The sequence below is a fragment of the Bradyrhizobium sp. genome, assembly GCF_049691595.1.
Classification (GTDB): Bacteria; Pseudomonadota; Alphaproteobacteria; order Rhizobiales; family Xanthobacteraceae; genus Bradyrhizobium.
Genome location: NZ_JBAVNZ010000087.1, coordinates 1 through 5155 on the forward strand (window position 1 = coordinate 1; position 5155 = coordinate 5155).

At 65.5% G+C, this 5155-nt stretch carries 3 protein-coding genes and 1 pseudogene; all 4 read right to left on the reverse strand.

Features of this window, described 5'->3' with window-relative positions:
• Positions 1–1821: NAD-dependent DNA ligase LigA (gene ligA, locus WCE35_RS04115; protein WP_424592069.1), on the reverse strand; the 1821-nt coding region annotated here is incomplete at its 3' end.
• A gap of 187 nt (positions 1822–2008) precedes the next feature.
• Positions 2009–3697 (reverse strand): DNA repair protein RecN, encoded by a 1689-nt coding sequence (gene recN / locus WCE35_RS04120; RefSeq protein WP_424592070.1) that lies wholly within the window; start codon positions 3695–3697, stop codon positions 2009–2011.
• A gap of 13 nt (positions 3698–3710) precedes the next feature.
• Entirely contained in the window at positions 3711–4619 is a 909-nt protein-coding gene (locus WCE35_RS04125; RefSeq protein ID WP_424592071.1) for an outer membrane protein assembly factor BamD, read from the reverse strand.
• Positions 4620–4972: 353 nt separating this feature from the next.
• A pseudogene (locus WCE35_RS04130) lies at positions 4973–5155 on the reverse strand (UDP-3-O-acyl-N-acetylglucosamine deacetylase); the annotation flags it as partial.

The window sequence follows — 5155 nt, forward strand, 5'->3', positions numbered from 1 at the left end:
CCGGATCACGGTGTCGCCAATCTGATCGAGTGCATCCATCTCGGCAATGGTCTCCTCGTCGCCCTTGGCGACCTGGAGGCAGGCATCGTGGAAGGCTTGCCAGGAGCCATAGCCGCGTGCCAGCGCCAGCGCGGTGGTTTCGCCGACATGCCGCATCCCGAGCGCATAGATGAAGCGTTCCAGCGAGATGTTGCGGCGCTCCTCGATGGCGGCGAACAGGTTGCGCACCGAGGTCTCGCCGTAGCCTTCGATCTCCTCGAGCTTGAGCTTTGCATTGCGCGCGGCCAGCGTGAAGATATCAGCCGGCTCCTTGACCCATCCCTGCTCGAAGAAGAACTGGATCTGCTTCTCGCCGAGCCCCTCGATGTCGAAGGCGCGGCGCGAGGCGAACAGTTTTAAATGCTCGATCTTCTGGAACGGACAGGCGAACTCACCGGTGCAGCGGGCGCGCGCGCCTTCCTCGCCGGTCGCGGTCTCCTCGCGCACCACGTCGGTATGCAGCGGGCACGGGCATTTTTTCGGAAAATGAAACGGTTTTGCGTTTTTCGGCCGCTTGTCGATCACGACGTCGACCACTTGCGGGATCACATCGCCGGCGCGCTGGATGATGACGGTGTCGCCGATCCTGATGTCGCGGCCGGCGCGCAGTTGCTCGCCGTCGCCGCCGATGCCCTTGATGTAATCCTCATTGTGCAGCGTGACGTTCTGCACGATGACGCCGCCGACGCCGACCGGTTCCAGCTTGCCGACCGGCGTGAACGAGCCGGTGCGCCCGACCTGGATCTCGATGTCGCGCAGCACAGTGATGGCGCGCTCGGCCGGGAATTTGTGCGCGATCGCCCAGCGCGGCGTGCGCGACACGAAGCCGAGCCGCTCCTGCCAGTCGATGCGGTCGACCTTGTAGACCACGCCGTCGATGTCGTAGTCGAGCTCGGCGCGCTGCTCTTCGATCTTGCGGTGGAACGCGATCAACTGTTCGGTGGAGTGGCAAAGTTTTGTCAGCGGATTGGTCCGAAAGCCGCAGCGCTCGAACCAACCGATCATGCCAGACTGCCTGTCTTCCGGCATCGCGCTGATCTCGCCCCAGGCATAGGCGAAAAAGCCGAGCGGGCGCGAGGCGGTGATGGAAGCATCCTTCTGGCGCAGCGAGCCGGCCGCGGAATTGCGCGGGTTGGCGAACACGGTGTCGCCCGCGGCCTTCTGCCGTTCGTTGAGCGCCAGAAACGCCTGCTTGGTCATGTAGACTTCGCCGCGCACCTCGCAGATGTCGGGCACGTTGCGACCCCTGAGCTTGTGCGGCACGTCATGAAGCGTGCGGATATTGGCGGTGACGTCCTCGCCTTCCGCGCCGTCGCCGCGGGTCGCCGCGGTGACGAGTTCACCGCCCTCATAACGCAGCGACATCGACAGCCCGTCGATCTTCGGCTCGGCGCTGAAATCGATCCGGTCGCCCTCGTCCAGTTTCAGGAAGCGGCGGATGCGGCCGATAAAGTCAAGCACATCGTCCTCGGCAAACGCATTGTCGAGCGACAGCATCGGCACCGCGTGCCGGATCTTTCTGAATTTGCCGGAAGGCGCCGCGCCGATCTTCTGCGACGGCGATTGCGCGGTGACGAATTCCGGAAAGCGCGCCTCGATGGCGTTGTGGCGCCTGCGCAGCGCATCATATTCGGCGTCCGAAATTTTCGGCGCATCTTCCTGATAGTAGGCCGTGTCATGGCGCTCGATCTCGAGCGCAAGCCGTTTCAGCTCGACCTTGGCCTGGGCCTTGGAAAGGTCGGCGACGTCGGTCAGGGCTTTTGTCTTCGGTGGCTTGGCCATGGCCGTTCAATACGACGAAGATGGTTTGGAGAAAAGCCGGGGATAGCCCCAATGTTCCCCGGATAGTGCGCAGCGCGCCGGCCTTGCGGCGTGGTGCGCTGCTAATCCGGGGTCCACCCCGTTATGAAAAGGTCCCGGCTCTGCGGCGCAGCGCGAAGAACGCTGCGCCGCGTCCGGGACACGAGCGTTACGCCGTCGCCGCGCGCAGTAGCCGGTCGGCCGCGGCGCGCGCTTCGGCGGTGATTTCCGCGCCGGCCAGCATGCGCGCGATTTCTTCGCGGCGGTGATCGGCGGCGAGCGCGTTGACGCGGGTGGCGACGCGCTTGCCCTTGTCGAGCGCGTCCTTGGAAATCAGCAGATGCTGGTCGGCACGGGCTGCGACCTGCGGGGCGTGCGTCACCGCCATCACCTGGACCCGGCCGGCGAGCCGCGCCAGCCGGGCGCCGATGGCATCGGCCACCGCGCCGCCGACGCCGGTATCGATCTCGTCGAAGACCAGGGTGGGCGCCGATCCGCGGTCCGACAGCACCACCTTCAGCGCCAGCAGGAACCGCGACAGCTCGCCGCCGGAGGCGACCTTCATCAGCGGCCCCGGCCTGGTGCCGGGATTGGTCTGCACCCAGAACTCGATGCGGTCGATGCCCTGCGGGCCCGGCGTTTTTTCGTCGGTATCGACCTGGGTCATGAATGTCGCGCGGTCGAGCTTCAGCGGCGCGAGTTCGGCGTTGACTGCCTTGTTCAGCCGCTCGGCGGATTTGCCGCGCGCGGCCGAAAGCCTGGCGGCGGCGGCGCCGTAGCGCGCGTCGGCCTCGGCTGCCGCCGCTTCCAGTTTATTCAACTGGTCGGCGCCGGCGTCGATCAGCGCCACATCGCCGGCATATTTGGCGGCCAATGCCGCGAGGTCATCGACCGGCGTCTGGTATTTGCGCGAGGCGGCGCGCAGCGCGAACAGCCGCTCCTCGATGCGCTCCAACTCGGCCGGATCGAAATCGGCCGCGATCAGCGCCGCATTGAGATGCTGGTCGGCCTCCTCCAGCGCGTTGATCGCGGCATCGATCGCCTTCACCGCGGGTCCAACCAGATCAGGCGCATTGGCGGCGCGGCGTTCCAGGCGGCGCACCGCGGCCGACAGCGCCGGCACCGGCGAATGGGCGCCGCCGACGGCTTCCTGCGCCTCGCGAAGGTCGCTTGCGATCTTCTCGCCCTGCATCATCGTGGTGCGGCGTTCGGCGAGCGCGGTCTCCTCGCCCTCCTTCGGATTAAGCGTATTCAGTTCGTCGGCGGCGTGACGCAGATAGTCAGCCTCGCGGGCGGCGCGCGCCATGCCGGCACGATGGGCGTCGAGCGCGGTATGGGCGGCGCGGCGCGCTTCCCACAGCTTTTCCAGCGCCGCGACATCCGGCTCGAGGCCGGCGAAGGCGTCGAGCAGCCGGCGATGGGTCGCGGCATCGACCAGCGCGCGCTCGTCATGCTGGCCGTGAATCTCCACCAGCGCCGAACCCACCGCCTTCAAGGTCTGCACGCTGATCGCCTGATCGTTGATGAAGGCGCGGGTGCGGCCGTCGGCGAGCTGCACGCGGCGCAGGATCATCTCGCAGGTACCTTCGGAACCCGCATCCTCCAGGCCGTTGTCGACAAGGATCGCCGCGGCGGGATGGCCCTTCGGCACGTCGAACACGGCGGTGACCTGGCCCTGCTCCGCGCCATTGCGGACGAGGCCGGAATCGCCGCGGCCGCCGAGCGCGAGCGCGAAGGCATCGAGCAGGATGGATTTTCCCGCGCCGGTTTCGCCGGTCAGCACCGCCAGGCCACGGGAGAATTCGATATCGAGCCGTTCGATCAGGACGATGTCGCGGATCGACAGACGCGCCAGCATGCGAGATTAATTCCTAGCCGAGACCCATCTTCTTGAAGGCCCTGGAAATATAGGAGCCCTGATTCTCGCTCGGCTCGAGACCGCCGGACTTTACTAGATTATAGGCGTCCTTGTACCAGCGGCTGTCAGGAAAGTTGTGGCCAAGCACGGCGGCCGCGGTCTGCGCCTCGCCGACGATGCCGATCGCCATATAGCCCTCGGTCAGCCGTGCCAGCGCTTCCTCGACATGCCGCGTGGTCTGGTAGCGGGTGACCACGGTCTTGAAGCGGTTGATGGCGGCGGTGTAGTCGCGCTTGGCCATGTAATAGCGGCCGACGTCCATTTCCTTGCCGGCGAGCTGGTCGCGTGCGCCTTCCAGCTTGGCCTTGGCGCTGGTGGCGTATTCCGAGGTCGGATATTTGCGCACCACCTCTTCCAGCGAGGCGATCGCCTTTTCGGTGCGGGCCTGGTCCCGCGAAATATCCGGGATCTGGTCATAATGCGAGGCCGCGATCAGATATTGCGCGTAAGCCGCATCCGGGCTGCCGGGATGCAGCGTGACGTAACGGGTCGCCGCCCCGATGCAGTTGTCGTAATCGCCGGAATTGTAGAAGGAATAGGCCGACATCAGCAGCGATTTGCGCGCCCAATCGGAATAGGGATGCTGACGGTCGACTTCCTCGAATTTCTTCGACGCTGCCTTGGGATCCTTGCGCTGGTTCATCAGGTACAAGCCCTCATTGTAGAGCTTGTCGGCGGGTTCCTCGACGAAAGTGTCGTCCTTGGCCAGGAACTTGTCCCACAGCGAGCCGGTGCCGCACCCGCTTAAGGGAATCGCAAGCACGACCAGAGCCGCCGCCAGACGCAACGACCGGCCGGCCCGGCCAAGGCCGGAGGCGTCGGATGAGCGGAGTGGTTCGAGCGTCATACGCTGTGCCGACATGAAATCCAAAACCTGACGCCTGTGATGCGGCCGATGGTGGAGCCCGCCGGTCCATGAACCGAGGTCATGGAAGCAATCATCCCCGTGCCAGTGGCGGCGTGCCGTGCAACCGCGGGCCTGTGTAGCTGAAAACCGATCGTTAACCAACCGAATACGCAGCCATTTCGCCCGGATTAAGGCGGCTCGACACGACCGTTACCCATTGCGGTTAGCGCGTGATCCGCGGGAGCAGCGCGGTTTTGCGATCGGATCATCGCCCGAAATATGATTACAGCCCGACCGGAAGCAAAAACCGGTTCCCGGTCATGCGCTCCTATTTATCCACCGCTGTTGGAAAATCCCGACGGGGCCGCTCAGGATACGTCCGGACCATAGGCCGGGGCGATCAGGCCGCCGACCATTCCGCTGCCGGCCTCGACATGGCCGCGGGAACGGCGCGCCGTTTCCGGCTCGACCACCCGCCAGGCGCCACGATCGGCCATCAGGGCGGTGAGAACGGCGTGGTTGAGCTTGTGGCCGCCACGCACCGAGCGGTA